Genomic DNA, 26589 nt, shown 5'->3' with positions numbered 1-26589 from the left:
ACCCTAGCACTTAGCTTTTTATATTCCCAGTAATTTGGAGCTAACAACATGAAACAGAAAGGAAATTCTATAAAAGTTTGGGATAGCTTTATTCGTGTGTTTCACGGCTTGCTTATTGTTCTTTTAGGCGGGCTCTGGTGGACCGTTGAAAATGGCCGTATGGAGCTGCACAAAGATATCGGAGTTGCCTTACTTGCGTTACTTTTAGTCAGAATTTGCTGGGGAATATTTGGTAGCGAAAATGCCCGTTTTAAAACTTTTTTAAAGTCACCTAAAGCTATCTTTAAGCATTTGCATAATGTTTTTAAAGGGCGCTATGAGGCAGAGAATACCCACAGTACGGCTGGTGGCTGGGCAGTCATTATTATGCTTGGGTTGCTCTTAAGTCAGGTTATTACGGGGCTATTCTCAACCGACGGCATTTTATTTTCGGGGCCATTATCTAATTGGCTATCTTCGGATGGGCAAAAAGCGGTAACCAGCTGGCATAAAACCCAGTTCGACGTGATATTAATTGTTATTGCCGTACATATTTTGGCAGTGCTTTTTTATCGCCTTAAAGGAACACCTTTAGTGGCTTCCATGGTGCATGGTTACAGAACCACCAGTCAGCAAGCGCCCAATCTGAAACCCGGTTGGCAGGGGCTCATTTTAGCGGTTGCTGTCTGGTTAATCTTAATGTTGCTGCTTAACTAGTCTTTATATTCGTCGTGGCAGCCTTTGCAGGTTTTAGCGGCATCCATAAAAACGGGTTTTATTGAGTCAATAGAACCTTTTTGACTAACGTCCGCCAGTTTGGCAGCGTACTCTTGCAAGTCATTAGCGCGCTGCTGAAAGTCATCCCAGTTATCCCATATGGCGGTTAATGCATCAGAGTTATTGCCTGGCATTGCGCCTTCAACGGCAAAACCAGCCCATGGAATACCCGACATTTTCTCAAAATCATTTGCACGACGTTGAAAAAAGTCAGCGTTGTATTCGACTTCGCCTTTGACCATTGCAGCCATAGCCGCAAAGTTTTGCTGCATAACTGATAACGCTTTTTGGCGATATTCCACGGCTTTATCGGCGTCATTAAAAGCGTTCTCGTTAGCCGTTGCATTGAATGACAGAGTCATCAGGCCAGCTATAGCTGTTGTTATTAGTTGTTTTTTCATTGAAACACTCCGTTTGTTAAATTCACTGATCGTTAATAATACACGATCTGTCGGTTAATGCTTGTCACCCCTATGTATAACAAAGTAACTTATCTAATGAGATAACTAAATGACAAAAATAAGTCAAAATGGGGACAATTCATGAAAAAAGTGCATCAGCTCAGTGCCTTGACGTTAGCGGTAACGTCGGTACTGACCGCCTCGGTTGCGGCTGATCAGACTTCCCGAACAAACGGGATGCGGGATAACACGCCAAGTCTGACGGCAATTCAGAATGCAACAATTATTACTGAGCCGGGAAAATCTATTACTAACGCCACTTTGGTTATTGAAAATGGCGCCGTTCAGTCAATTGAGCGTAATAATCGGGCTCCTGCCGGAGCGCGGGTGATTGACGGGACCGGATACACGATTTACCCGGGATTCATTGACCCCTACAGCAGCTATGGAATTAACGTTAGCAATCAGCAGGAACGTTCAGATACGCCAGTTTATAACAATGAACGTGAGGGTGGTAACGCGGCAAATGACGCGATTCACTCGCAAAAACACTGGTTCAGTGAGTTTAAGACCAGCTCTGAAGATGCAAATAAATGGGTGTCACAAGGTTTCACCAGTGTGCAGTCAGCTAATTTAGACGGTATTTTTCAGGGACAGGCGGTAACAGTTTCGCTGGCGGACAAAATACCTAACGACGTTATTTATCAAAGTGAAGGAAAGCAGTTCGGCTCGTTTGATAAAGGTTCTTCACAGCAGCAGTATCCGTCATCTTTAATGGGCAGCATTGCGCTGGTCAGACAAACCTTATCTGATGCTAACTGGTACGAAAACTCTTATGGAAAGCAGTCGCATAATCAATCGGTCGAGTTTAATGCGGCGCTTGATTCACTGACGGATATTGAGAATACCGGGATTGTTTTTAAGGTGAGCGATGAGAAATCATTGTTACGCGCCGATGATCTTTTCGACCAGTTTAAGGTGCCGTCGGTTTACGTTGCCTCAGGCTATGAATACGCGCGCTTAGATGCAGTAAAAAATGCCGGAAGTGACTTAATTCTTCCGCTTAATTTTCCGGCTGCACCAGATGTTGGCGATGTTGATGGGCACCTCGATGTCGATTTAGCAAAATTGCGTCATTGGGAGCGCGCTCCGTCTAACCCGGCAATGTTGGCCGAAGCCGGAGTCAATTTCGCTCTGACTTTGCACGACTTAGAAAAGGCGGACAGCTTCTGGCCTAACCTGCGTAAAGCCGTGAAGCATGGCTTGAGCGAAGAGAAGGCTCTTGCTGCGTTGACGACTATTCCGGCGAAAATTGCCGGGATAGGCGACAAAGCAGGGAAGCTGGCTCAGGGCTACAAGGCTGACTTTGTTATGGTCAAAGGCGATTTGTTTGCAGATGGCACCATTCAGTCAGTTTGGTTGCAGGGCGAAGAAAACGAGCTGATATCCCGGGATAAAGTCGATTTTGTCGGCAATTACAGCATGAAACTGAATAACCAGGATATCGAGATTACGATTAAGCCTGGTGCCGCGCTAAGCGGTGAAGTTAAGGCAAATGAAAAGACCAGCGCTTTACGTCATGTGCAATCGGGCAATGAGTCTTTGTCTTTTGTTGCCGACCTGAACGCAGAGCCCGCCGGAAGCTGGCGCTTTAAGCTGGAACCTGAAGCTCAGGGAACCTTTTCAGTAACGGCGGTTTCTCCTGAAGGTGAAGAAGTCAGATTACAGGCTCAAATGGATTCAGCCGAAAGCGAGACAGAAACAAACGGTGAAGCAGAACCCGTGGAATATGTTAGCGAGCTGACGTTCCCGAATGTGGCTTACGGGCTGGACGGTTTGCCGGAGCGTCAGGATGTTCTTATCCGCAACGCGACGGTCTGGACTGCAACTGACGACGGTATTCTTGAAGAAACGGATGTGCTGGTTCGAAACGGCGAATTTGCAGCCATCGGCAAAGACTTGTCAGCACCTTCTGGTGTGACTGAAATTGATGGTGCAGGAATGCATTTGACTCCGGGCATTATCGACGAGCATTCACACATTGCTATTGAAGGTGGTGTTAACGAAGGTTCTGAAGCGGTGACATCTGAAGTTCGCATTGGTGATGTGGTTAATCCGGATGATATTCACATTTATCGTTCGCTGGCGGGCGGGACGACCATGGCACAGTTGCTTCATGGTTCAGCTAACCCCATCGGCGGTCAGGCGCAGGTAATTAAGTTACGCTGGGGCGCCGACGCTAATGTCATGAAGTTCGATGCAGCCCCTGAGTCTATCAAGTTTGCATTGGGTGAAAACGTTAAGCAGAGTAACTGGGGCGACAACATGACCGTTCGTTACCCTCAAACTCGTTTGGGCGTTGAAACTATTGTACGTGACGGTTTCCAGGCGGCGCTTGAGTACCAGCAGCGGAAACAGGCATATGAGCGTATGAGCCGTTCAGAACGTAAAAAAGCTGCAGCTCCACGGCCGGATTATCGTCTGGAAACGCTACTGGAAATTCTGAACAGCGAACGCTTTGTTCATGCGCACTCTTACGTTGCGTCAGAAATTTTGATGTTAATGGAAGTTGCCGAGGACTTTGGTTTTACTCTGGATACCTTCACTCACATTCTGGAAGGCTACAAGGTAGCTGACGAAATGGCAGAGCATGGCGCCAGTGGTTCAACTTTTGCGGACTGGTGGGCTTATAAGTTCGAGGTTTATGATGCCATTCCACACAACGCGTGCCTGATGAGCGAACGAGGCGTGCTGACCAGTATCAATTCTGACAGTAATGATTTACAACGTCGTTTAAATACTGAAGCCGCTAAGTCTGTTCGTTATTGTGGTATGGATCCACACGAAGCGCTGAAAATGGTGACCATTAACCCGGCTAAACAGTTGAAAGTGGACAGTTATGTAGGGTCTGTTGAAAAAGGCAAACACGCCGATTTCGTACTTTGGAGCCATTATCCGTTAAGTGCTTATGCGCGAGCAGAGCAAACCTGGATTAACGGCCGTAAGTTCTTCGACCGCGAACTGGATAAACAACGACAGCAGGCGGTTAAACAAGAAAAGAACGCACTTATCCAAAAAGTTTTAGCGGCAGGTGATGATGCAAAAATAGGGGCTAAAGACGGTTATAAGTCGGATCAGCCTACCTGGCACTGTGATACTGAACACGACTTTTGGTTAGATCACTTTACCGGTAAAGGGCATCAGCACGGAGGACAACACTAATGAATAAATTATTTACAACCGTTAGTGCCGCATTAGTCAGTGCGCTGACGCTTAATAGTGCTGCGGCACATGATGAAATTCCGGGCGAAAAGCAAAGCAACCCTATTGTACTTCAGGGTGGTACCTTGCATACCGTTTCTGATGGGGTGCTTACCGACTCAGATTTAGTATTTGAAAACGGTAAAATCACCGCTATTGGGCAAGATGTCAGTATCCCGGACGGCGCTGAAGTCATCGATATTTCCGGTCAGCACGTGTATCCGGGAGTTATCGCAATGGATACCACTATTGGCCTGAATGAAATTGAAGCAGTACGGGCAACCCGCGACGCGCGTGAAGTGGGTGATGTGCATCCGGAAGTTGCTGGTCACATTGCCTTTAATGCTGATTCGGAAATTATCCCGACGGTACGTTACCACGGCATTACTCACGCTCAGGTAGCCCCAGAGGGCTCGCTGGTAGCAGGTCAGTCATCTTTAATGAACTTAGATGGCTGGAACTATCAGGACGCTCTGGTAGCCGGAGAAATAGGTGTACACGTTTCCTGGCCGCGCACTTACGTTGTGAATACCTGGTGGGAGAGACGTTCACCTGAGGAACAGCGTAAAGCGAACGAGGAATCCCGTCAGCAATTAATGAAAGTTTTTGCCGATGCAAAGGCTTACTACGATGCGAAGCAGGCCGATCGTAAAATTGATCTGGACCAGCGCTGGGAAGCTATGGCGGGTTTGTTTGATGGCAGTAAGAAGCTTTACGTACACGCCGATGACAAACGTCAGCTGGAGCAGGCCATCGATACTGCTCAGGAATATGGTTTTGAACTGGTGCTTATGGGAGCCAGAGATGCCTGGCGTATTGCCGATAAGCTAGCTGAGCTTAATGTTCCTGTTGTTTTTGGTTCTCCTTACGGTCTGCCGGCTCGCAATGATGAAGGCTATGATCAGGACTTTGCCTCACCAGCGCGCTTGGCTGAAGCCGGAGTCAACTTTGCTATCTCTTATCCGGGTTACTGGGACGTACGTAACTTACCTTTTGCTGCCGGAAACGCGGTTGCGTTTGGTCTGGATCAACAGCAGGCTCTTGCGGCTATTACTTTGAAGCCCGCTGAGATTATGGGAGTTGCCGATAAGCTGGGCTCACTGGAAGTGGGTAAAAGCGCTTCACTGAGTGTGTCTGAAGGTGACTTACTTGATCCAATTGGACAAAAGTTGACGCATCTTTATATCGATGGACGCAAAGTAAGCTTAAGCAGCCGACATACTGAGCTTTACGAGAAGTATCGCCAGAAGCCATCTGAATAGACGCTCTTTGATTAAATTTAAACCGAAAAAAGCCCCTGTCACTTCACATGGCAGGGGCTTTTCATTTTAACGAACAAATATTAATTCTTAAATTCAGGCTCAGCTGTTTAATAAACGGGCGATAAGCTTTCTTAACGTTGCCGGTTCAAAAGGCTTGTCGGTTAAGGCATCGACACCGCTTTGTTTTACGTTAGCAAGTTGTGGCTCATTGGCGCGTGCAGTCACCATCAGTACCGGAGTGTGAGCATGTGCTGAGCTATTACGAATGTATTGGGTGAGTTCACTACCGTTTACCTCTGGCATATGAAAGTCAGTGACGATCAAGTCAAATTGATGTTCTGCTAAAATATCAATGGCCTGCTGACCGTTCTCTGCTTCAACAAAACTTTCAACACCGAGATTCTCAAATACACGTCTTAAGACATGGCGCGAGGTCATGCTGTCATCAACAATCAATACCCGTAAATCTTCGACATCATAAAGCTCAAGATGAAGTGGCTCGGGTTCCATCATGTCCATGGTGGCGGTAATGGCCCGCTGGAGCTGATCTGGCGTAAAAGGTTTTGGTAAAATGGCAATAATACCAGCTTGTTTGAACTGCTCCAGCTGATCGGCACGATGTTCGGATGACACCAGCATAAAATGTAAGGTATCTTTTAAGTCGTTAGTATTAATGAATTCAATGAGTTCATGTGAAGTGCCGTCAGAAAAATACATAGCGCTGGTGACAATATCGGGTTGCCAGCGGAGTATTTCTTCTTTCGCTTCAGCAATAGTTGAAGCGCCACGGGTATGTTGAATGCCCGCCTGGTTCAGGTGCTGAGTAATTACTTTTCTTTGCACATCGGAAGGTTCGATAAGCAAAATACGGAGTTCGTCAAAGGCTATTGCCATAATCACATAATTAGGATTTATTGTGACCGAAAGAGTAGGGTATTCAGCAGATAAACTCAATCAGAAAATCTGTGTTATGCTCATTAAAAAAAGAGGTGAGTATGAACGTTAGTCGCGACTTTTCAAATGATGGTAAGCAATTAGTTATTGCTATTAAAGGAAAATTTGATTTTAGCCTGGTACAGGAGTTCCGTCAGGCCTACAGTCATATTGGTGATTCACAGCCAACCGTAATTATCGACCTGAGGGAAACCGATTATCTGGACAGCTCGGCACTCGGTATGCTGCTCAATATGCGTAAATCTTTAGGCAGCAGCGTAAAGGGCATTCAACTGATTAATGCCAAACCAGACGTGTGTCGTATTCTCGATATATCCCGCTTTGATAAGATGTTTGTTATTGCCTGATGAAGGTACTGATTGTCGATGATCAGCCTGCTAACCAGGTGATGCTGAGTGGCCTGATTAAACGCTTTGGTCATCAGGTCACCTGCGCTGATAACGGCATTGAGGCTATAGATATTTTCGCCAGTCTGGCGCCGGACGTGGTGCTACTGGACGTTATGATGCCGGTTATGGATGGCTTTCAGACTGCTCCCCGGCTAAAAGCTCTAAGCGGCGATGTCCATTTGCCTATTTTATTTATTACGGCACTGGATGATCAGGAAACCTTGTTGAAATGCCTTGAGGCTGGAGGGGACGACTTTATTAGTGTGCCTTTTGAGCCAGTTGTCTTGCAGGCAAAACTGAACGCGCACGCGCGGGTTCGCGAATTGAGCTATTCCCTCAAAGGGAAAAATGAAACTCTGGCTTATCATTCTAACCGAATGGAGCGGGAGCAGAACGTTGTCAGACACATGCTGGCTAACGCGCTGCAGGAAAACGAAACGAAATATCCATTCTTAAAAACTTATCTTGCGCCGGCCAGTGAATTTAACGGTGACTTAGTTCTCTCTAAAGCCGGGCCTCTGGGAAATTTTTACCTGTTTGTTGGTGACTTCACCGGCCACGGGCTAGCTCCCGCCACAGGCGCTCTGCCGGTTGCTCAAACCTTTTTTGATTTAGCCGAAAAAGGGCTCTCAATAGCAAACATGGTTGAAGAGTTTAACCGGAAGCTGGTTAAGCTGTTACCCGACGACATGTTTTGTGCCGCTTTTGTTGCTGAGTTGTCTGCCAATGGTGAACGTTTAACGTACTGGAATGGCGGCATTCCCGATGCGCTGCTGATAAATGAAGCCGGAGCAGTCGAGAAGCGTCTGGTGCCTGAGCATATGGCATTGGGTATTTTGTCGCCGGAAGAGTTCAGTAGTCAGGTTAGCCACTGTTTTGTTGAGAAAAACACCCGCCTGATAACTTATACAGACGGTGTGGTTGAGATGACTAACAAGGCAGACGAGCGATTGTCTGAACAGGGATTCGAGGCTTTGTTGTTACGCTATGCCCGCGAGCGGGATTTTGAGGGACTGGTTGGTTCATTCCAGACTTTTCAGCAAGGACAGGAGCAGTTTGATGATATTTCGTTGGTGTGCCTGGATTGTGCAGCCACCAATTTACCTGTTAGTCAGGCCGATACCAACGTCACTCATTTACCCTTTCGGTTAGTGGTTTATTTAAAAGAAAACGAGATTAAAGGGCGCGATCCCATTATTAAACTGGTGGATTCCTTAAGTCATCTTGAAGGCATCCGCGCGCATAAAACAACCTTGTATTTATTGTTAGCTGAAGCTTTTAACAATACTCTGGAACACAGCGTTTTGCAGCTGGACTCGGGAATTAAAGAAACCGGGCAGGGGTTTGATGAATACTACCGGACTAGGGAAGCGCGTTTGGCTGTTTTAGAAGGGGTAGAAATAGAAATTGATATTGAATACAAACCGGATAATAGTTTGCTTTCGTTTAGTATTTCATCCAATAGCGAAAACGGTTTTTCTGAATATCAGCAAGTATCGGAAGATGACGAACAACAAGCGTTTGGTCGTGGATTACAGCTGATAAGAAACTTTTCAAGCCACGTTGAGTGGCGTGACGACGGCCGACGTTTATATATTGAATACGACCTTAGCCGCCCGCACGCTTAACTTTATAGCCTTCCTTTTTCAACCAGCTTTCAATACTGTCGCGCTGGTCGCCTTGTAGTTCTATTTCGTACTCTTTAACTGATCCACCAACACCACAGAGCTGCTTGAGTTTTTTGGCTATCGCCTTTAACTCTGTCTGCGGTTTATCCAGCCCGGCAACAATAGTTACTCCTTTGCCTCTCCGACCTTTGGTTTCCCGCCGCAGGCGAACAATGCCATCGCCTTCAGGAACTTCCTCCGGTTCAGGCTCCGGATCAATACGTCCCGAGTCTGTTGAATATACCATTTGGCTCAGTTGATCTTTCCAGTCCGGCATTCTATCTACCATTTTCTCTTAGGTTGGAACAGCTCTTCTAAATCGTCTTCTTTTTTATCTTTTGCTTTGTCACGCGCATGAGCATCTTTTAGCTCTTGTGCAATTTGTTCCAGCGCTTTCTTAATTGATTGCTGGCGCGACGTAGTGTAGTCGTCGCTAAAGCTCTGGTCTTCTATAGTGCGTAATGCTTTTTCATAATACTGTCTGGCGGAACCTAACATCTGGCTTTCGTAAGCATGACGGCCCCGGCGTATTAAGGTTTCAATACTAATTTTCAGTTGCAACTTGGTCAAACGCTGATCTTCTACACTAAAAACATTGCTATCGACCCGGCCGCGGGAATGTTCATTTCGTAACGTAGAACGTAACCGCTTGAGCCCATTGATCATTGCTATGATTTGTTTGTTGTTTTCCGGGATCTCAAAGTCTTCACTGATTAACGACGTGTCGTTACGGTCTACACTTTGTATGCGTTCTTCGTAATCCTGTATTCGTGATTTATAGTCTTTTGACGGCGACGCTGCATTCATACCTTTAAGTATTTCCAACGCACGGCTATTAAGAACCACCAGCATGGATTTACCAATAGGGAAGAAGCTCGACATATGAATGAGATCTTCGATCTGTTCAAGCGAACTGCGAAAGCGCGCCAACTTTTTGCGCCGCTCTAGTTCTAAACGCTGTCTGTTCTGTTGTACCGCACCAACTATGATTGCCATTATTATTAGTAATATAATCAATGCGATGACAATGGTGTAAATCATATTACGCTCGTTAAGTTATAATTATTTTTTCAGGGTAATGTTAAAGAGAAAACACCACCACCTAAGTGTCCATTATTTTGTAGTTCGATAAAACCTTTTTTATTATTTCGCTCATGCGCGCTTGCAATCATCTGAGCAAAGTATAGACCTAACCCTGTCCGGGATTGCTGAATATTCAATTGTTGTATCGGCATAGCCGCGTTTTCCAACATACTAGCAGGAAAACCGTCGCCATTATCGTGAACCATAATACGACATTCACCATCTTCGGCTATCTCTACTTTTATAAAGAGCTTATCGGCTGTGTAGCGCATTGCATTAATGATGATGTCATTGAGTAGATGAAAGATCAGATCTCTGTCGAACCAGCCTGTTGCTGTCTCATCAATGTCGGTGCTAACAGTAATGTTCCGTTGCTCAAGGTAAAGCTCATTGTTTAGCAACAGCTCTTCTACAAGTTCGTCGACGTGGTGCTGGTCGCTATTGAGTGGTAAAGCGTTATTGTCGTTGCGGTAAAGCGTGAGCATTTGCATCAAACTTGAGTTGATACGCTGAGCCTCATAATGGACTTTCGCCATTTTTTCTGTTGCACTGCTGTCAGTGACCTGTTCTGATACTTCTTCTATCATTTGAATGAGTAAGCACAGTGAATTTTTCATGTCGTGCACAGAAGACGCCAGGACAGTTGAAAAATCAAATGTGGATTGGGTCATAGATGACAGTTCCTGTAGTCCAAATGCAAGCTTCGACAAAATACTGTTGCGATAGCTTTTATATTTGTCATAGTTATCAAGATTATTATAGTATTTTCTTATATCACATTTAGCAAACTAGAGTGGCACGTTCCTCAATGAAATTACAGCAGTTACGTTACATTGTTGAAGTAACAAATCATAACCTGAATGTTTCTGCTACGGCTGAAAGCTTATTCACCTCGCAGCCGGGCATTAGTAAACAAGTCAGAATGCTGGAAGACGAGCTGGGCGTGCAGATATTTGGCCGGACAGGCAAACATCTGACTCACATAACGCCCGCGGGTAAAGACATCATAGCGGTTGCTCAGCAGGTTCTGGATAACGTCCAGTCGATTAAGACGGTTGCTGCTGAACACACCTTGCCAAACCAGGGCAAACTCAACATTGCGACGACCCATACTCAGGCTCGTTATGCGTTGCCGTCCGTTATTCAACGGTTTATTCAGCAATATCCAAAAGTCTCATTGCATATGCACCAGGGCTCTCCGGAGCAAATTAGTGAAGCGGCTGCGAAAGGGCGGGCAGATTTTGCTATTGCGACCGAGGCGCTGCATTTATATCACGACCTCATTATGTTGCCCTGCTATCACTGGAACCGGTCTATTGTTGTGCCTAAATCACACCCGCTGACGCAACTGAGTAAGCTAACTATTGATGATATTGCTCAGTTTCCTTTGGTCACTTATGTGCATGGTTTTACCGGACGTTCCGAGTTGGATAAAGCTTTTGCCGATGCCGGACATGAGCCAAAAATTGTCTTTACAGCAACCGATGCTGATGTGATAAAAACCTACGTCAGAATGGGATTGGGTATTGGGGTTCTGGCGAGTATGGCTTACGATCCGAAAGAAGATACCGATTTAGTGGCGATACCTGCGGAGCATATGTTTGCTCATAGTACGACTAAGATAGGTTTCCGGCGCGGAACATTTTTACGTACTTATATGTACGACTTTATTGAGAATTTTGCACCGCACTTAACGCGCGATAGGGTGCAAAAAGCTACTCAGCTAAAAAGTCAGGATGAGATTGATAAACTTTTTGATAGTTGTTCACTGCCGATGCGCTAAGCACCGGCAGTAGTACCAACCGGTTAACATTCAATAATATTGACTGCCAAACCGCCGCGTGCGGTTTCTTTGTACTTGGTTTTCATGTCGTTGCCGGTGTCCCACATGGTTTTAATCACTTTATCCAGAGACACTTTATGATCGCCTTCACCACGCATGGCTAAGCGGGCGGCATTAATGGCTTTAACCGAGCCCATGGCGTTTCGTTCAATACACGGCACTTGTACTAAACCGCCCACAGGGTCGCAGGTTAAGCCCAGATTGTGTTCCATACCGATCTCTGCCGCATTCTCGACTCTTGACGGGTCACCGCCCATAAATTCGGCCAGGGCACCAGCGGCCATTGAACAGGCAACACCCACTTCACCCTGACAACCGACTTCAGCACCTGAAATGGAAGCATTTTTCTTATAAAGAATACCGATTGCAGCTGAGGTCAGTAAAAAGCGGACGACTGCATCTTCGTCCAGAGTTTCAATGAATCTGTCAGCGTAGCTCATTACTGCAGGAATAATGCCCGCGGCTCCGTTAGTTGGGGCTGTTACTATGCGCCCGCCTGCGGCATTTTCTTCGTTAACGGCTAAAGCGTATAAATCGACCCAATCCATAACCTGCATGGCGTCGCTGGATTTTTCTTTCTTCAGTCGCTGATATAAAGACGATGCGCGGCGACGTACTTTAAGTCCACCCGGCAGAATGCCTTCGGTAGTAATACCGTTTTTGATGCTTTCTTGCATGGTGCGCCAAATCTTCATTAATCCGGCCCGAATATCCTCTTCACTGCGGAAGACTTTCTCGTTAGCCATCATTAATGAACTCATGCGCATGCCGTGCTCTTTGCAATGCGCCAGAAGGTCCGCAGCACTGTCAAACGGGTATGGAATAGGTTTCGACGACTGTTCTATCGCTTCTTCCAGCGTCTCATCAAAATCCTCATCGCGGACAATGAAGCCACCGCCTATGGAGTAATACAAGTCGTTATAGATGATCTCACCGTCTTTCAAGAGTTTCAGTTCCATGGCGTTGGCGTGCTTGGGCATGGTTTTGCGGCGGTGAAAAGTAATTGCGCCCTCGCTGGGAAAGGAGACTTCTTTTTCACCAAGCAAGTTCAGCTTTTCAGTCTTACGAGTTTGCTCCAGAAAATCTTCAACGGTGTCAGTATCTACTGTTTCGGGAGTCTCACCGACCAGTCCAAGAATAACGGCTTTGCCGGTGCCATGACCTTTACCCGTTTGGCCAAGTGAACCGAACAGTTCGACTTTTATTCCGTCCGCGTTATTTAAATGCTCTGATTTTTTTGCGGCATGCAAAAATTCATAGGCTGCTTTCATCGGCCCCACAGTATGAGAACTGGAAGGACCAATACCAATTTTATAGATATCAAAAACGCTGATCATATTTATCCTTACCTGTCGCGCATGCGTATTCTGTTTATTATAGTATTGTCGCATGATTCATGTGGGGGGAAGCAAGTTTTAAGCAAAAATAAGTGGTCAGTTCAGTGGTCTGAAGTGATTTTTGCCGTCGGGTTGTAACTGCTCTGATAATTCACGCAAGATACCGGCGGTTGCGCCCCAGATATTCCGGTGCTGCCAGGGGATGAAATACACGCGGTCGTAGATAAACTTACGAATACGATACACGTAGTGGTTCCCATGATCGAGAATATCAGCCAGCGGTACTTCAAAAATCTCAGCGACTTCACTTTCCTCGGCAACCAGAGGCTGTTGGGGTGAGACAAAAGCCACATAAGGGCGAATCATAAAATACGATAAGACAGGGTAGTCGTGTAAACGTCCTATGACTTCGACCTGACTGCGGGGCAGGCCAATTTCCTCTTCGGTTTCCCGCAATGCCGTGTCCAGTAAGTCGTTATCGGTTTCATCAAAGCGACCTCCGGGAAAACTGATTTGACCCGCGTGCTTGCGCAATTTGCTGGAGCGTCGGGTGAGTATGAGCGACAACCCATGCGGACGCTCAATAATTGGGAGTAACACCGCTGCCGGGCGCAATCGTTTACGCAGAGGTTCATCAATTCTGCGCTCAACCGGCGGTGAAGGATAAAGACTAAAGCGACGAATAAAGTCTGCGCGAGTATTAATTGTCATGAAGTTAACACCGGCAGTATGCGTGACACTTTGTCTTTGGTTTCCTGGTATTCATCCGCTGCTGTTGAGTCAGCGACCAGACCGCCACCGGCCCAGCAATATAAGTGCTCATTTTCGGCGAGCAGCGTACGAATGGTAATACTGGTGTCGCTACGACCGTGCTGAGAAAAATAGCCAATACTACCGCAGTAAATATTACGGCGATGCGGTTCCAGCTCTTCAATAATCTGCATGGCCCGAATTTTCGGTGCGCCGGTAATAGAACCGCCCGGGAAAGCGCCGTTAAACAAACTTAATGCGGTGCGACCGGGCTGTAATTTACCGACTACTGTAGAAACCAGGTGATGGACCGCCGGAAAGCTCTCTATGGCAAACAGGCTTGGGGTTTTGATGCTGCCCGGCTCACAGTTTTTACTCAGGTCATTACGCAGCAAATCAACAATCATCAGGTTTTCCGCCCGGTCTTTTTCTGACGTTAGCAGGGCCTGCTGACTGGCCTGATCCTTGCGCGTATCGTCAAACCGCGGACGTGTACCTTTAATGGGTTTAGTTTCTACCTGACCTTCTGCATCGGTTAGTAAAAAGCGTTCCGGTGACAGGCTCAGAATAGCGCTACCGGGAAGACGCATAAAGGCAGAAAAGGGTGCTGAATTAGCTTGTCGTAATTTAAGGTAAGCCGACCATTCACTGCCTTGATAACGGGCTGAATATCGTTGTGCTAAATTAATTTGGTAGGCATCTCCGGCCAGCAGGTAGTTTTGCACTGCCTTAAATTTGTCGGTGTACTGACGCTCGTTCATATTGCTTTGCCAGTCGCTTAATAATTGAAAAGCTGGCGGTTTTTTTCTTGCCATGGGCTGACTCCAGAAGTCGCGAAGCTCTTCTGACTTATCTACTGGCGCAACTAGCCAGACCGTGTTGGTCTGCCGGTCGATAATCAGTGCCTGGCTGTAATAGGCCAGTACCGCATCGGGAGACTGATAGGTGTCTGCATTAAACTCAGGGATGATTTCCAGTGAACGGCCATGATCATAACCCACCGCGCCGGCAAAACCGCCCTGAAAAGGTAGTTCAGCAGGGCCTGAATAATGACCTGATAATTGATTCAATTGCTCGGCATAACGGCAAAGCTCGGCTGCATTTTCGGGGGCAGGCGGCAGTTCTAACGTGGCATCTGTTGCTACATTTAACTTGCCTGCTTTGCAGCTTAAAACCAGCTCTGGCTGTCGGAAGATAATATCGTAGGCACAGTTCTGGTGACTTTGTGCGGCAGAGTCCAGTAACAGTGCGTAGCTTTCATGCTGACAACGCTGAAACAACTCAATAGCTGAGGCCTCGCAATCAAGTTTTATCGCACAGAGATCCGGAAAAACACTCACATCATGCTCGCAATTCAGGCTGGTTATTCATTACCAATATACTACCACAGCAAATATTCGCCGGTCAGTGGCACTGGTCAGTTGTTAGCGAAAACGCTATTATAGCGCCACGCAAAAGTTAACCAAGAGGCAGTTCCATGACCACCATTCGTCAGGCCGATTTTATTGATAGTATTGCCGATGCGTTGCAGTACATTTCTTATTATCACCCACTAGACTTTATTAAAGCACTGGACGAGGCATACCAGCGTGAAGAGAGCGAAGCGGCGAAAAACGCTATTGCTCAGGTGCTGACTAACTCGCGTATGTCTGCGCAAGGGCACCGTCCAATTTGCCAGGACACCGGTATTGTCACCTGCTTTGTGAAAGTGGGCATGGGCGTGCAATGGGATAAAACCGACCTGACCGTTCAGCAAATGGTGGATGAAGGTACTCGTCGTGCTTATAACAACCCGGACAACCCACTGCGTGCTTCTATAGTGGCAGACCCTGCGGGAGCCCGTAAAAACACCGGCGATAACACCCCGGCTGTGGTGCATATTGATATGGTGGCGGGCAATGAAATTGAAGTAATGATTGCCGCAAAAGGTGGTGGTTCTGAGAATAAATCGAAGATGGCTATGTTAAACCCTAGTGACTCGATTGCTGACTGGATTGTTGAAACCCTCCCGAAAATGGGCGCTGGCTGGTGTCCGCCGGGTATGCTGGGTATTGGTATTGGCGGTACAGCAGAAAAATCTGCGGTATTGGCAAAAGAGTCGTTAATGGAGTCTGTCGATATCCATGAGTTGATTGAGCGTGGCCCGCAAAATGCAGAAGAAGAGCTGCGTTTAGAAATTTTCAACCGCGTTAACGCTTTAGGAATTGGTGCACAGGGTTTAGGTGGTTTAACAACGGTGCTGGATGTGAAAATTAAGTCACTACCGACGCACGCGGCCTCAAAGCCTGTGACCTTAATTCCAAACTGTGCGGCGACTCGTCACGTTCACTTTACGTTAGACGGCAGTGGTGCCGCAGACTTAGCGCCACCGAAGCTGGAAGATTGGCCCGATGTCACTTTTGAGCTGGGTGACGACGCTCGTCGTGTGAACCTTGATGAAGTGACGAAAGAAGATATTCAAGACTGGAAAATGGGCGAAACTGTGTTGTTGTCCGGTAAGTTGTTAACCGGTCGAGACGCGGCTCACAAGCGCATTAAAGGCATGCTGGATAACGGCGAAGAGCTTCCGGTCGACTTTAATAACCGCTTTATTTATTACGTGGGACCTGTCGACCCGGTGGGTGATGAAGTTGTAGGCCCGGCAGGTCCTACAACCTCTACGCGTATGGATAAATTCACTGACCAAATGTTGGAGGAAGCCGGTATTATTGGCATGGTCGGTAAAGCAGAGCGTGGCCCCGAAGCTGTGGAGAGTATTCGTAAGCACAAAGCCGTTTACCTGATGGCTGTTGGCGGCGCTGCCTATCTGGTAGCTAAAGCCATTAAAAAGTCCCGTGTGGTGGCTTTTGAAGACTTGGGTATGGAAGCTATTTACGAATTTGAAGTGGAAGACATGCCGGTCACCGTTGCTGTGGATAGCGACGGTCAAAACGCACATACTCAAGGCCCTGCAATTTGGAAAGCGAAAATTGCCGACCTCAATGAAAAATTAGGAGCTTAATTATGTCGCTGGCACTGTGGCAATGGATGGCAATAATTGGAGTGCCGGTTGTGACTGTAATTGCGGCGTTGTTGTTGCTTTGGCAACAGCAGCGCCGTTTGCGTTTACAGGCAGAACAACAAAATGCGGCACTGGAGCAAGACGCGGACATTCTTCGTGAGCGCGTCGATGAACTTCAGCTCGAAGTCTATGAAAAAGACAGCCGTCTGCGTGAAACTCTGGCTAGATCTGAGCATGAGCAGAAAACCGCAGAAGAAAAGCTGAACCTACTGAAGGTTAGCGAAGAACGGCTGACCCAGCAGTTTGAAAATTTAGCCAACCGTATTTTTGATGAGAAGTCTAAAGGGCTGCAGCAACATCATCAGCAGTCTTTGCAGGCAACATTAGAGCCGTTCAAACAGCAAATTGATGCGTTTAAAAAGCAAATCACCCAGCAATACACGGATGAAACCAAAGAGCGTTCTGCCTTAAAAAATGAAGTGATGTCGCTTAAGGACCTGAACCGCCAAATGGCGTCTGAAGCTGAGGCATTAACCCGGGCATTAAAAGGCGACACCAAGCAACAGGGCAACTGGGGCGAAGTGGTACTGGAGCGTATTCTGGAGCAGTCCGGGTTACGTGAAGGGCACGAGTATCAGACACAGGAGCATCACCGCGATGAAGACGGTAAGTCGTTCAAGCCGGATGTGATTGTGCATTTGCCGAATAAAAAAGACGTGATTATCGACTCGAAAGTCAGCTTGTCGGCCTACGAGCGGTACTTCAACTCTGATGACGATACAGAACGTGAACGGGCGTTAAATGAGCACGTTCAGTCGCTGAAGCAACACATAAAACAGTTGGGTAAAAAGAGCTACCATCAACTGGAAGGGTTGCGTACGCTGGATTATGTATTGATGTTTATTCCGATTGAGCCGGCATTTTTGCTGGCTGTTGATCGTGACCCGGAGCTTATCCGGCTGGCGCTGGACAACCAGATTATGCTGGTCAGCCCAACTAATTTGCTCGTTGCTCTGCGTACGGTGCATAACATCTGGCAGTATGAGTATCAGAATCAGAACGCTGAAAAAATAGCGACTGATGCAGCACGTTTGTACGACAAGTTCGTCGGCTTTGTGGAAGACCTGGAGAAAATTGGTAACGGCTTACAAACTTTGGATAACCGTTATCAGGAAGCCATGAAGAAGCTGAGTACCGGGCGCGGTAATTTAATTGGTCGGGTTGATAAGTTCCGTCAGATGGGTGTGCAAACCAATAAGCGGTTAAATCCGGATTACCTCGACTCCGACGAAACAAGTCAAGAAGGCATTGAGGCTGGTGGTACAGATAAGAAAGACGACTGAGCCAACGCTCAGTCGTTTATTTTCATTAACTTAATGCGCTGCGACGATAATGGTCGACCCATAACGAAGTTGCTCCACAAACCGCCAGCGGCATAATAATCAGGTTAATCAGCGGTATCATAGTCAGCACGGTTACCCCGAATCCAAAGCCCAGCGTTTTACCGCGTTGTCGGTGTAATTCAGAACGCATACGCGGAAACGACAGCTTATGATTGTCGAATGGGTAATCTAAGTATTGTATCGACATCATCCAGCAGACAAAGACATACCAAAGTACCTGTCCAATAACCGGAATAACCAGCGACAACAGAAAGAAACCGAGCGCCCGCGGAATGTAGTACATAAGTTTTTGCATTTCGCGTTTTAGCGTACGCGGAATATCTTTAAACAGACCCAGGAAACCCTCGTCGCCTAAGCTCTCGCCGCTTTCATAGCGTTCCACTTTTTCCGCCAAGAGTCCGTTAAAAGGGGCTGCAATTAAATGCATGATGGTACTAAAAATAAACGAGAAGAGCGCAATAATGGTAATAACCGCCAATGGCCATAAAATAAACTCCAGCCATTGGAAAAAGTCGGGCAGCCAGCTCATAAAGCGGTTCAGCCAATAGTCGACTTCGGCATATAGCCAACTGAAAGCAAGCGAGAACAGGATAAGGTTGGTCAGAATAGGCACCACAACATAGCGCCGCAGACCTTTGGTTCGAATAAGTTGTAAACCGCGTCCTATGTAAGCTAATCCCGAGTTGCTGTAGGCTGCTTTTTGCATGAAAACTCCAGAGCTTTTAATTTGCTTAGTATAATAAGGCAATACAATGGCAATGTGCGGGCTAAATTGTTACAAATGGCTACCGGATCTGCTAGAGTCTTGTGATAATAAACCGTCGTATTAAATTGATAATAAAAACAACTGAATGCGCCTAAAACACATCAAATTAGTTGGCTTCAAATCCTTTGTGGATCCAACCAAAGTTCCCTTTCCTGACCAAATGACCTGCGTCGTCGGTCCGAACGGCTGTGGCAAATCCAATGTGATTGATGCCGTGCGCTGGGTGCTGGGTGAAAGTTCAGCAAAAAACCTGCGTGGCGATGCCATGAGCGACGTGATTTTTAATGGCTCCAGCGCCCGTAAACCGGTTTCTCAGGCCAGTGTTGAACTGGTCTTTGATAACAGTTCGGGGCGCATTCAGGGCGAGTACGCGGCATTCAATGAAATTTCTGTTAAGCGCCTGGTGACCCGTGACGGCCAGTCTAATTACTTTTTGAACGGCAGTCGTTGTCGTCGCCGTGATATTACCGATTTATTTCTGGGAACCGGTCTGGGTCCGCGCAGTTACGCTATTATTGAGCAGGGCATGATTTCCCGCCTGATTGAATCACGTCCGCAGGAACTGCGCGTTTTTATTGAAGAAGCCGCAGGCATTTCAAAATACAAAGAACGTCGCAAAGAAACTGAAAACCGGATGCTGCATACGCGCGAGAACCTTGAGCGCTTGAGTGACGTTCGCGAAGAGCTGGGTCAACAGTTGGAGAAGCTGGAGCGTCAGGCCGCGGCTGCCATCCGTTACAAGGAATTAAAAGCTAGTGAGCGTAAATTTAAAGGTGAACTGCAAGCTCTGCGTTGGCTGAAACTGGATAATCAACGACAGCAGTTGCAGGCGCAATACGCCGAACAGCAAACCGAACTTGAACGCTGGCAGGCACAGCAAAGTGGTGATGAGCGCGGCGCCATTGAGCTGAAAGAGCAGGCAGAAGAAGCGCGCGATAAGGTCGAACAGTCGCAGGAACAAATGTTTTCAGTGGGCAATGAAATTACCCGTATTGAGCAAACTCTGAAACATCAGCAGGAACTAAAAGAGCAGCGCAGCCAGCGACAGCAGCAGTTAAACGAAGAAATAGAGCAGCTTAATGAGCAGTTGGCGGATGATCGCCTGCAAAGAGAACAACTGGAAGAACAGCAATTGATGCTGGAGCCACAGCTGGAGCAGGTTGAAGAACAGCTTGAAAGGGTTTCAGAACAGTCTCAGCAAGCCAATGAGCAATGGCGTCAGTGGCAGCAGCAACAAAGACAGCAGCAACAACAGCAACGCGATGTCGAAAAACAGCAACAGCAGGCGCAACTTAAGCTGCAGGAGCTGAAACAGAGCCAACAGTATGCTTTGCAACAAGTGGAGCAATTTCACAGCCAGCAACAAGAGTTGCAGCAACAGGAGCAAGCATTATCTGTTGACGAGAACGAACAGGCTCTGGTGGAACTAAAACGTCAGTTGGAGCAGGAAGAAACTCGGTATCAGCAGAGTAAGCTGCAACTGCAGACTCTGCAACAAGCATTTAAAGATCAGCAGCAACAGCACCGACAGAATCAGCAGCAACAAGATAAAGCTCAGGCTCAGTTAACCGCCATTGAGCAACTGCTGGAAGGGAAGCAAAATAACGACAGCCGCAGTGAAAAATGGTTACAGGAAAACTATCCAGACAGCCTGAAGGTCAGGGAATTACTTCAGGCTGAAAGTGGCTGGGAAATGGCGGTTGAACAGCTAGCTTATGACTGGCTGGATGCCGTGGTTCTGGAACAAGCGCCGGAAGAATTAGAAGCGGTTTCTGGGGTGAAGCTGGTGTGGCCTGTAAGTGGGCAAGAACCTGAAAGCTGGTCTCTGGCCAGTAAAGTCAATGGTCCGCTACGTTATTGGGCGCCGTTGCAGCAGTGTCTGGCTATTGAACAGGATGCTAATGCGGAGCAGCAATTGCAAAAAAGCAACGCCAGTTTTGCGGTATCGAAAGCAGGCAACTGGTATTGGCAGGACGGTTTTATCGCGGCTCGTGTTGATGAGGATAACAGTGTTCTTCATCTGCAGACGCAGCGCCAAAACTTACTAGAACAACTGGAGGTGCTGGCTTCCAGGTTGTCTGAGAGTGAAGCGCAGCTGGAGCAAACTCAGACGCAGGTTGAACAGGCGCAAGAGCAGTTGGAGCAGGTTCAGCTGCAGGTCCAGCAGGTTCGTAACGAGCAGGGTAAAGTTGAAGAGCGGCTGCAGTGGAACTTACAGCAGGCCGAGCAAATAAAGCAGCAGTTAACGAGCCTGCAAGATAAGCAGCAAGAGCAACGACTGCATGCAGAAAATGCCTCTGAGCAGCAACAGCAAATTGAAATGCAGTTGGAAGAGTTTGAACTGTTATTGGAGCAAACGGAGCAGGTTGATGAAGACTACGGTGAACAACTGGAGTCTAAAGTTCGTGCCGAAGATGAGCAGTTACAGCAGTTGCGCAGTCAACAGCAGCAGATGACGCTGCAACAGCAGAATTTGCAGGCTCAGGCCGCACAGTTGCAGAAATTACTGCAACGCAGTGAACAACGCTACCAGCAACTTTTGCAGGAACGAAATGAGCAGCAGACTGTAGACACGGATGAAAATGAAAGTGCACTCGATGAACAGTTAACCGAGCTGCTGGATAAGCGTGGTGAAGTTGCGGAACAATTGCAGGAGCAACGCCAGCAATTGTCGCGGTTAGAGCACGACTTACAGCAAATAACTCAGGGACAATCTGCAATTCAGGTCAAAATAGGGCAGGCCAAAGAGGCAATGCAGAGCACTGAAATTGAGCAGGTTAAATTGCAGGAACGCAGTCAGGCAGTGTTGGAAACGCTGGCTGAAACAGGCCTTAAATTGAAACATATACTGGAGGAACTCTCCTCCGACGCTGACGAAAAGCAGTGGCAGCAAGAGCTGGAGTCAATACAAAATAAAATAAAACGCTTAGGGGCAATTAACCTGGCGGCAATTGATGAAGCCGAAGCGCAAAGAGAACGTAAACAGTACCTCGACCAGCAAGTGGATGATCTATCATCGGCGTTAGACACTTTAGAAGCGGCGATTCGTAAGATTGATAAGGAAACGCGACATCGGTTTAAAACCACTTTTGACGCGATAAACCATGATTTACAAATTCTGTTTCCGAAAGTTTTTGGTGGTGGCAGTGCCACGCTCGAACTTACCGATGATGACTTACTGGAAACAGGGGTTACCATCATGGCAAGGCCACCGGGCAAGAAAAACAGTACAATTCATTTGCTTAGCGGTGGAGAAAAGGCACTGACCGCATTATCATTGGTATTCGCGATATTTCGCTTGAATCCGGCACCTTTTTGCCTGTTAGATGAGGTTGATGCGCCATTAGATGATGCCAACGTAGGACGTTTCTGCCGTTTGGTGAGTGAAATGTCGGAATCGGTGCAATTTATTTATATCAGCCACAATAAAGTGGCAATGGAAATGGCTACCCATCTGGCAGGGGTAACAATGCAGGAAGCGGGCGTTTCGAGATTGGTAGCGGTTGATGTTGAACAGGCTGTGGCGATGACAGACGCCGGATAACAAAATAAGCTTGATGGAGCAAAAATGGGCAGTTTACAAATAACCCTCAGTATTCTTGGGATCCTGGCAATCGCAGGTATTGTTGCGCATGGCGTATGGAAGATACGTAAAGGTAACCAGCAACAACGGCAGCGTGAACAACGGGTTGCAGAGAATCGTCAGCAGCAATCGTCCGGTTTTGATGACGATGGCATTGGCGAAGTTCGGATTTTAAAGAAAGAGAGTTCAGATGACGGCTACATCCATGACCAAGCCGTTGAACCAAAAGCAAAAACATCGTCGCACAGTAATGTGAGAACACAGGACAATGATGCCGACGCTGTCGAGCAAATGTCGATGGACCTTAGCAATGATGACGATATGTCCGATTCATTACCCTCTATGCGAGTCAGCAATGATGAAACCGTTGAAGTAGAGCAAACTGAGCTTAAGTTTGATGGGGATGTTGCCTCAGAGCCGGATGACTCTTATAAAAGTGCAGCCGAACAGAGCTCTGTGCATGAGTCAGCGCTTGAGGCAGAACCCGAACCAGAAGTCAGTGCAGATACGAATGATGATTTTGAGTCAGCTCCGGAAGAAGTTATTGCGTTACATGTTAAAGGGCCTGTACAGGGCGCCGTATTGCTGCAAATGATGACCGAGCTGGGCTGTAAATTTGGAGAACTAGGTATTTTCCACCGCTATGAAAATACCGCAGGCACAGGACCAATGATTTTTAGTGTCGCCAACATGTTCAACCCAGGCACGTTTGATTTGGATAACATGGAAAACTTTGAAACCGACGGCGTGGCGTTTTTTATGGCCTTACCCATGAAATTTGACGGTCAGCAGGCCTTTAATATGATGTTGAATGCGGCTAAAAAACTCGCTACCGAAATTCCTCAGGGACAGGTTCTGGACGGCCAGCGTCAATTATTGACCCGCCAGTCGATTCACGAAGCACGCCAGCGTATTCGAGAATTTGAACGTAAACACTCAGCTTAATTACAGGTCCTTATGAATCAGTCTGTTCACCAGCGCATGCAAGAGCTGGAGCAATTACTTAATCGTTACAACCGGGAATATTATGAGAATGACGAACCGTCAGTGCCGGACGCTGAATATGATCGTCTTTTTCGGGAACTGAAAACTCTGGAAACTGAGCATCCGGATTTAAAAAACGCCCAGTCTCCTACTATGAAAGTAGGTGGTAAGCCCTTAGGTCAATTCAGAAGTGTTCAGCACGAAGTTCCCATGTTGTCACTGGATAACGCTTTTTCTGTCGATGAGTTTGAAGCTTTTAGCAAGCGCGTTGAACAGCGGCTGGATACCAATCAAACCGTAACTTTTTGTTGTGAGCCTAAGCTTGATGGTGCTGCGGTCAGTTTACTGTATGAAAATGGCCTGTTAGTGCGTGGCGCAACCCGTGGCGATGGACAAAGCGGTGAAGATATCACCGAGAACGTTAAGACCATACGCAATGTGCCGTTAAAGCTCTCTGGTAACGTCCCAGAGCGACTGGAAGTACGGGGTGAAGTGGTTATGCCATTGGGGGCATTTGAGCGCTTTAATGAGCAGGCCCGGCTGCGCGATGAAAAGGTCTTTGCTAATCCGCGGAATGCGGCGGCAGGCAGTTTACGCCAGTTAGACTCCAGAATTACCGCAAAACGTCCTTTGCACTTTTATGCTTACAGTCTGGGGTTAATATCAGAAACCACACAACTTCCCGACAGTCACCACCAGCGCTTGCTGCAACTGAAAGACTGGGGGTTACCGGTGAATATTGAAATAAAGACGGTAGACTCCGTGCAGGGTTGTGACGATTACTATGAAGCTATTTTAGCCCGTCGGGATACCTTAAACTACGATATTGATGGCGTAGTTTTTAAAGTGGACTCTATTCGTCTGCAACAGGACTTAGGCTTTGTCGCACGGGCGCCGCGCTGGGCTATTGCGCGTAAGTTTCCCGCGCAGGAGCAACTGACAACCATTACCGGAGTTGACTTTCAGGTTGGCCGTACCGGCGCGATAACGCCAGTAGCGCGTCTAGAGCCGGTTAATGTGGGCGGCGTTACAGTATCTAATGCCACTTTACATAATGCCGATGAAATTGAACGACTGGGCGTACGTATTGGCGACTGTGTCAGTATTCGCCGCGCGGGCGATGTGAGTGTCACCCTGAATTTAACTGTTTCAAATAGAGCTCAATCAGACTTTCAAATGGCAGCATAGGTGTAGCAGTAATGTCTAATTATAAATTTAACGATAACCAAATCGCCATTATTGAGAAACTGGAACTTAATTCAGATTTATCTGACATAGAGAAGCTCTTCTCTATAAACCATCCTAGCGCTGAACAGTTGGAAACACTGCTTAAAGTCGCTAACGCTCTTTACAGATCTGGTCATCCTATTATTGAGGACAAGGTTTACGACGATTATTTGGATGATTTCAAAACTTTAGATCCTGACAACCCATTCCTATCAAATGTAGAACCCGAAGTTTTAATAGATAGCAAGACAGTTCGCTTACCGAAGAAAATGCTGTCGACTGATAAGGCTTATTCTTTCGAAGAAATAAAAAAATGGACTGAAAGAATTAAGAAGGCTGCTTCGGAAATCGATTTTGACCAAGAGTCAATAGAGATAAAGGTTACCCCAAAGCTGGATGGTTATGCTGCATATGATGATGGCACGAGACTTTATACCCGTGGGGATGGAACAAGAGGTCAAGATATTACTCGTGCATTTAAGCGAGGATTAAAAGTTGCAAATAATGCGGGAAGAGGTTTAGGCCCTGGCGAAATCGTAATCAAAAAGAGTTATTTCGACAAAGTGTTGAGTGACAAGTTTGAGAACTCTCGAAATATCCAGGCAGCGATTATTTCTGAAAAGAAAGTCGATGAAGATGTTCAAAAGGCAATTGATGATGGTGCTTGTGTTTTCTACCCATTTTCTGAATTAACCAAGTGGGTAGGTAGTATTGATAAGTTATTGTCAGACTTCGAGAGTATTTTTGAAAAAATCTGGAATGCAGTTGATTTTGATATCGATGGATTAATTTTGGAGTCAACGAATTCGCTGCTCAAAGAGTACATGGGTGCTACGAGAAAGTTCCATAGGTGGCAAATCGCATTTAAAGTGAATACTGAATCAGCAGAAGTGGAAGTATTAAAAGTCGTTCCTCAAACTTCGAGAACAGGACGAGTTACACCTGTTGCCGAATTACTCCCGACTAAACTTAGTGGAGCTACTTTAAGTAGAGCGACGGTTCATCATTATATGATGGTGAAGACAAACGGAGTAGGGCCTGGCGCAGTCATTAAGCTAGTTAGAAGTGGTTTGGTCATTCCAAAAATTGAAGCGGTTATTCATCCTACCGAGCCTGAATTGCCTAAGAGTTGCCCAAGTTGCAATGCCCGTCTTATTTGGGAAGGTGACCACCTAATTTGCCCAAATAAATCAGATTGCCCTGCTCAAACAGAAAATACTTTGATTCATTTTTTTAAGACCCTAGGTAATGTAGATGGTTTTGGGCCTAAGGTAGTTAAAAGAATCACCAATTACGGTATTAAGCATATCCATGAAATTTACCAGATACCCAAACATGAATTTGTTGCGTTCGGATTTGGGGATAAGACCTCGCAGAACCTCGTAGATCAACTTAAAGCAAGCAGAGAAATTGAAATTGAGGATTGGAGGTTTCTTGCTGCTTTCGGAGTAAGTCGTCTTGCTGAAGGTAATTGCGAAAAATTGCTTCAGCATCATTCCATAGTAGAGCTCTTCGAAGTATCGGTTGAGGAAATGGTTAAAATTGATGGCTTCGCACAACTGAGTGCTGAGGCTATTGTCGAAGGCCTAGCAAACGTTAAAGAAGAATTTTTTAAGGTCTATCAGCTTGGATTTAACTTAAGCATTACACCAAAGCTGTCTGAAAGAGAAAATTCAGATTCACCTATTGCTGGGGCAGTTGTTGTTTTTACCGGTTCCATGCAACAAGGCTCTCGTAATGACATGGAAAAGCACGCAAAATCACTCGGGGCTAAAGTTGCAAAATCAGTCACTGGAAATACTAAATACTTAGTGGCAGGTGACAAAGTTGGTGAAACAAAAATTAATGCAGCGCGTGACAAAGGTGTTACCGTGCTGACTGAACAAGAATACCTTAACTTAATTAGATAATGTTATGCTAAG

The 26589-nt window shown here is 46.7% G+C and carries 20 protein-coding genes and 1 pseudogene; 12 read left to right on the top strand and 9 right to left on the bottom strand.

Annotated elements, in window-relative coordinates:
- Window positions 1-48: 48 nt before the first annotated feature.
- Entirely contained in the window at window positions 49-696 is a 648-nt protein-coding gene (locus B2U97_RS13845) for a cytochrome b/b6 domain-containing protein (RefSeq protein ID WP_286822903.1), read from the top strand.
- Here the strand turns inward: B2U97_RS13845 and B2U97_RS13840 are convergent.
- Window positions 693-1157, bottom strand: coding sequence for a c-type cytochrome (locus B2U97_RS13840; RefSeq protein ID WP_286822902.1), 465 nt, complete (start codon window positions 1155-1157; stop codon window positions 693-695). The genes B2U97_RS13845 and B2U97_RS13840 overlap by 4 nt on opposite strands.
- Window positions 1158-1298: 141 nt before the next feature.
- Between B2U97_RS13840 and B2U97_RS13835 the strand changes: the two genes are divergently transcribed.
- Window positions 1299-4379 carry an amidohydrolase family protein gene (locus B2U97_RS13835; RefSeq protein WP_286822901.1) on the top strand — a complete coding sequence of 1027 codons (3081 nt, stop codon included), beginning with the start codon at window positions 1299-1301 and terminating at the stop codon, window positions 4377-4379.
- Complete coding sequence (locus B2U97_RS13830) at window positions 4379-5680, top strand: amidohydrolase family protein (RefSeq protein WP_272989967.1); 1302 nt, start codon at window positions 4379-4381, stop codon at window positions 5678-5680. The genes B2U97_RS13835 and B2U97_RS13830 overlap by 1 nt, the downstream gene beginning before the upstream one ends.
- Window positions 5681-5779: 99 nt before the next feature.
- Here the strand turns inward: B2U97_RS13830 and B2U97_RS13825 are convergent, their stop codons facing one another.
- Complete coding sequence (locus tag B2U97_RS13825; protein ID WP_253620286.1) at window positions 5780-6574, bottom strand: response regulator; 795 nt, start codon at window positions 6572-6574, stop codon at window positions 5780-5782.
- Between the two features lie 101 nt (window positions 6575-6675).
- Here B2U97_RS13825 and B2U97_RS13820 point away from each other — a divergent pair, with 101 nt between their 5' ends.
- Window positions 6676-6981, top strand: a complete 306-nt coding sequence (locus tag B2U97_RS13820) for an STAS domain-containing protein (protein WP_272989965.1) — start codon at window positions 6676-6678, stop codon at window positions 6979-6981.
- Window positions 6981-8651, top strand: coding sequence for a SpoIIE family protein phosphatase (locus B2U97_RS13815; protein ID WP_272989962.1), 1671 nt, complete (start codon window positions 6981-6983; stop codon window positions 8649-8651). The genes B2U97_RS13820 and B2U97_RS13815 overlap by 1 nt, the downstream gene beginning before the upstream one ends.
- Here the strand turns inward: B2U97_RS13815 and yciH are convergent.
- Genes yciH through B2U97_RS13800 form a run of 3 tightly spaced genes read right to left on the bottom strand, consistent with a single transcriptional unit; the run spans window position 8632 to window position 10444 of the window.
- Entirely contained in the window at window positions 8632-8967 is a 336-nt protein-coding gene (yciH, locus tag B2U97_RS13810) for a stress response translation initiation inhibitor YciH (RefSeq protein ID WP_272989961.1), read from the bottom strand. The two genes, B2U97_RS13815 and yciH, sit on opposite strands and share 20 nt — an antisense overlap.
- A gap of 5 nt (window positions 8968-8972) precedes the next feature.
- Window positions 8973-9731: a hypothetical protein gene (locus B2U97_RS13805; RefSeq protein ID WP_286830585.1), complete on the bottom strand. Its 759-nt coding sequence runs from the start codon at window positions 9729-9731 to the stop codon at window positions 8973-8975.
- Window positions 9732-9760: 29 nt separating this feature from the next.
- Entirely contained in the window at window positions 9761-10444 is a 684-nt protein-coding gene (locus B2U97_RS13800; RefSeq protein ID WP_272989956.1) for a sensor histidine kinase, read from the bottom strand.
- Between the two features lie 137 nt (window positions 10445-10581).
- Between B2U97_RS13800 and cysB the strand changes: the two genes are divergently transcribed.
- Window positions 10582-11556 (top strand): HTH-type transcriptional regulator CysB, encoded by a 975-nt coding sequence (gene cysB, locus B2U97_RS13795; protein ID WP_011234945.1) that lies wholly within the window; start codon window positions 10582-10584, stop codon window positions 11554-11556.
- A gap of 23 nt (window positions 11557-11579) precedes the next feature.
- Here cysB and B2U97_RS13790 read toward each other — a convergent pair whose 3' ends face one another.
- The 3 genes from B2U97_RS13790 to pabB form a co-directional block, all read right to left on the bottom strand.
- Window positions 11580-12953, bottom strand: a complete 1374-nt coding sequence (locus tag B2U97_RS13790; RefSeq protein WP_272989953.1) for an L-serine ammonia-lyase — start codon at window positions 12951-12953, stop codon at window positions 11580-11582.
- 96 nt (window positions 12954-13049) lie between these two features.
- On the bottom strand, window positions 13050-13664 hold the full coding sequence (locus B2U97_RS13785) for a CoA pyrophosphatase (RefSeq protein WP_272989950.1): 615 nt from the start codon (window positions 13662-13664) through the stop codon (window positions 13050-13052).
- Window positions 13661-15043: an aminodeoxychorismate synthase component I gene (pabB, locus tag B2U97_RS13780; RefSeq protein ID WP_272989947.1), complete on the bottom strand. Its 1383-nt coding sequence runs from the start codon at window positions 15041-15043 to the stop codon at window positions 13661-13663. The genes B2U97_RS13785 and pabB overlap by 4 nt, the downstream gene beginning before the upstream one ends.
- A 137-nt stretch (window positions 15044-15180) precedes the next feature.
- Here pabB and B2U97_RS13775 point away from each other — a divergent pair, with 137 nt between their 5' ends.
- The gene (locus B2U97_RS13775; protein WP_286822900.1) at window positions 15181-16704 is read left to right on the top strand and encodes a fumarate hydratase; all 1524 of its coding nucleotides are present in this window, start codon (window positions 15181-15183) and stop codon (window positions 16702-16704) included.
- Window positions 16704-18047, top strand: coding sequence for a DNA recombination protein RmuC (gene rmuC / locus B2U97_RS13770; protein ID WP_286822938.1), 1344 nt, complete (start codon window positions 16704-16706; stop codon window positions 18045-18047). The genes B2U97_RS13775 and rmuC overlap by 1 nt, the downstream gene beginning before the upstream one ends.
- Window positions 18048-18072: 25 nt before the next feature.
- Here rmuC and cysZ read toward each other — a convergent pair whose 3' ends face one another.
- Entirely contained in the window at window positions 18073-18813 is a 741-nt protein-coding gene (cysZ, locus tag B2U97_RS13765; protein ID WP_286822899.1) for a sulfate transporter CysZ, read from the bottom strand.
- A 145-nt stretch (window positions 18814-18958) separates the two neighbouring features.
- Here cysZ and smc point away from each other — a divergent pair, with 145 nt between their 5' ends.
- The 4 genes and pseudogenes from smc (at window position 18959) to B2U97_RS13745 (ending at window position 26577) form a co-directional block, all read left to right on the top strand.
- Window positions 18959-22417: a chromosome segregation protein SMC gene (gene smc / locus B2U97_RS13760; protein WP_286822898.1), complete on the top strand. Its 3459-nt coding sequence runs from the start codon at window positions 18959-18961 to the stop codon at window positions 22415-22417.
- A 24-nt stretch (window positions 22418-22441) separates the two neighbouring features.
- The gene (zipA, locus tag B2U97_RS13755; protein ID WP_286822897.1) at window positions 22442-23401 is read left to right on the top strand and encodes a cell division protein ZipA; all 960 of its coding nucleotides are present in this window, start codon (window positions 22442-22444) and stop codon (window positions 23399-23401) included.
- Between the two features lie 12 nt (window positions 23402-23413).
- Window positions 23414-24565 (top strand): annotated as a pseudogene (gene ligA / locus B2U97_RS13750) (NAD-dependent DNA ligase LigA); the annotation flags it as partial.
- A 74-nt stretch (window positions 24566-24639) separates the two neighbouring features.
- Window positions 24640-26577 carry a BRCT domain-containing protein gene (locus tag B2U97_RS13745; RefSeq protein ID WP_286822896.1) on the top strand — a complete coding sequence of 646 codons (1938 nt, stop codon included), beginning with the start codon at window positions 24640-24642 and terminating at the stop codon, window positions 26575-26577.
- The last annotated feature ends 12 nt before the right edge of the window (window positions 26578-26589 follow it).

Origin of the sequence: Idiomarina sp. UBA3176, assembly GCF_002364295.1 — a bacterium.
In the GTDB taxonomy this organism is placed as follows: domain Bacteria; phylum Pseudomonadota; class Gammaproteobacteria; order Enterobacterales; family Alteromonadaceae; genus Idiomarina; species Idiomarina loihiensis.
This window is presented reverse-complemented; position numbering and strand designations above follow the sequence as displayed.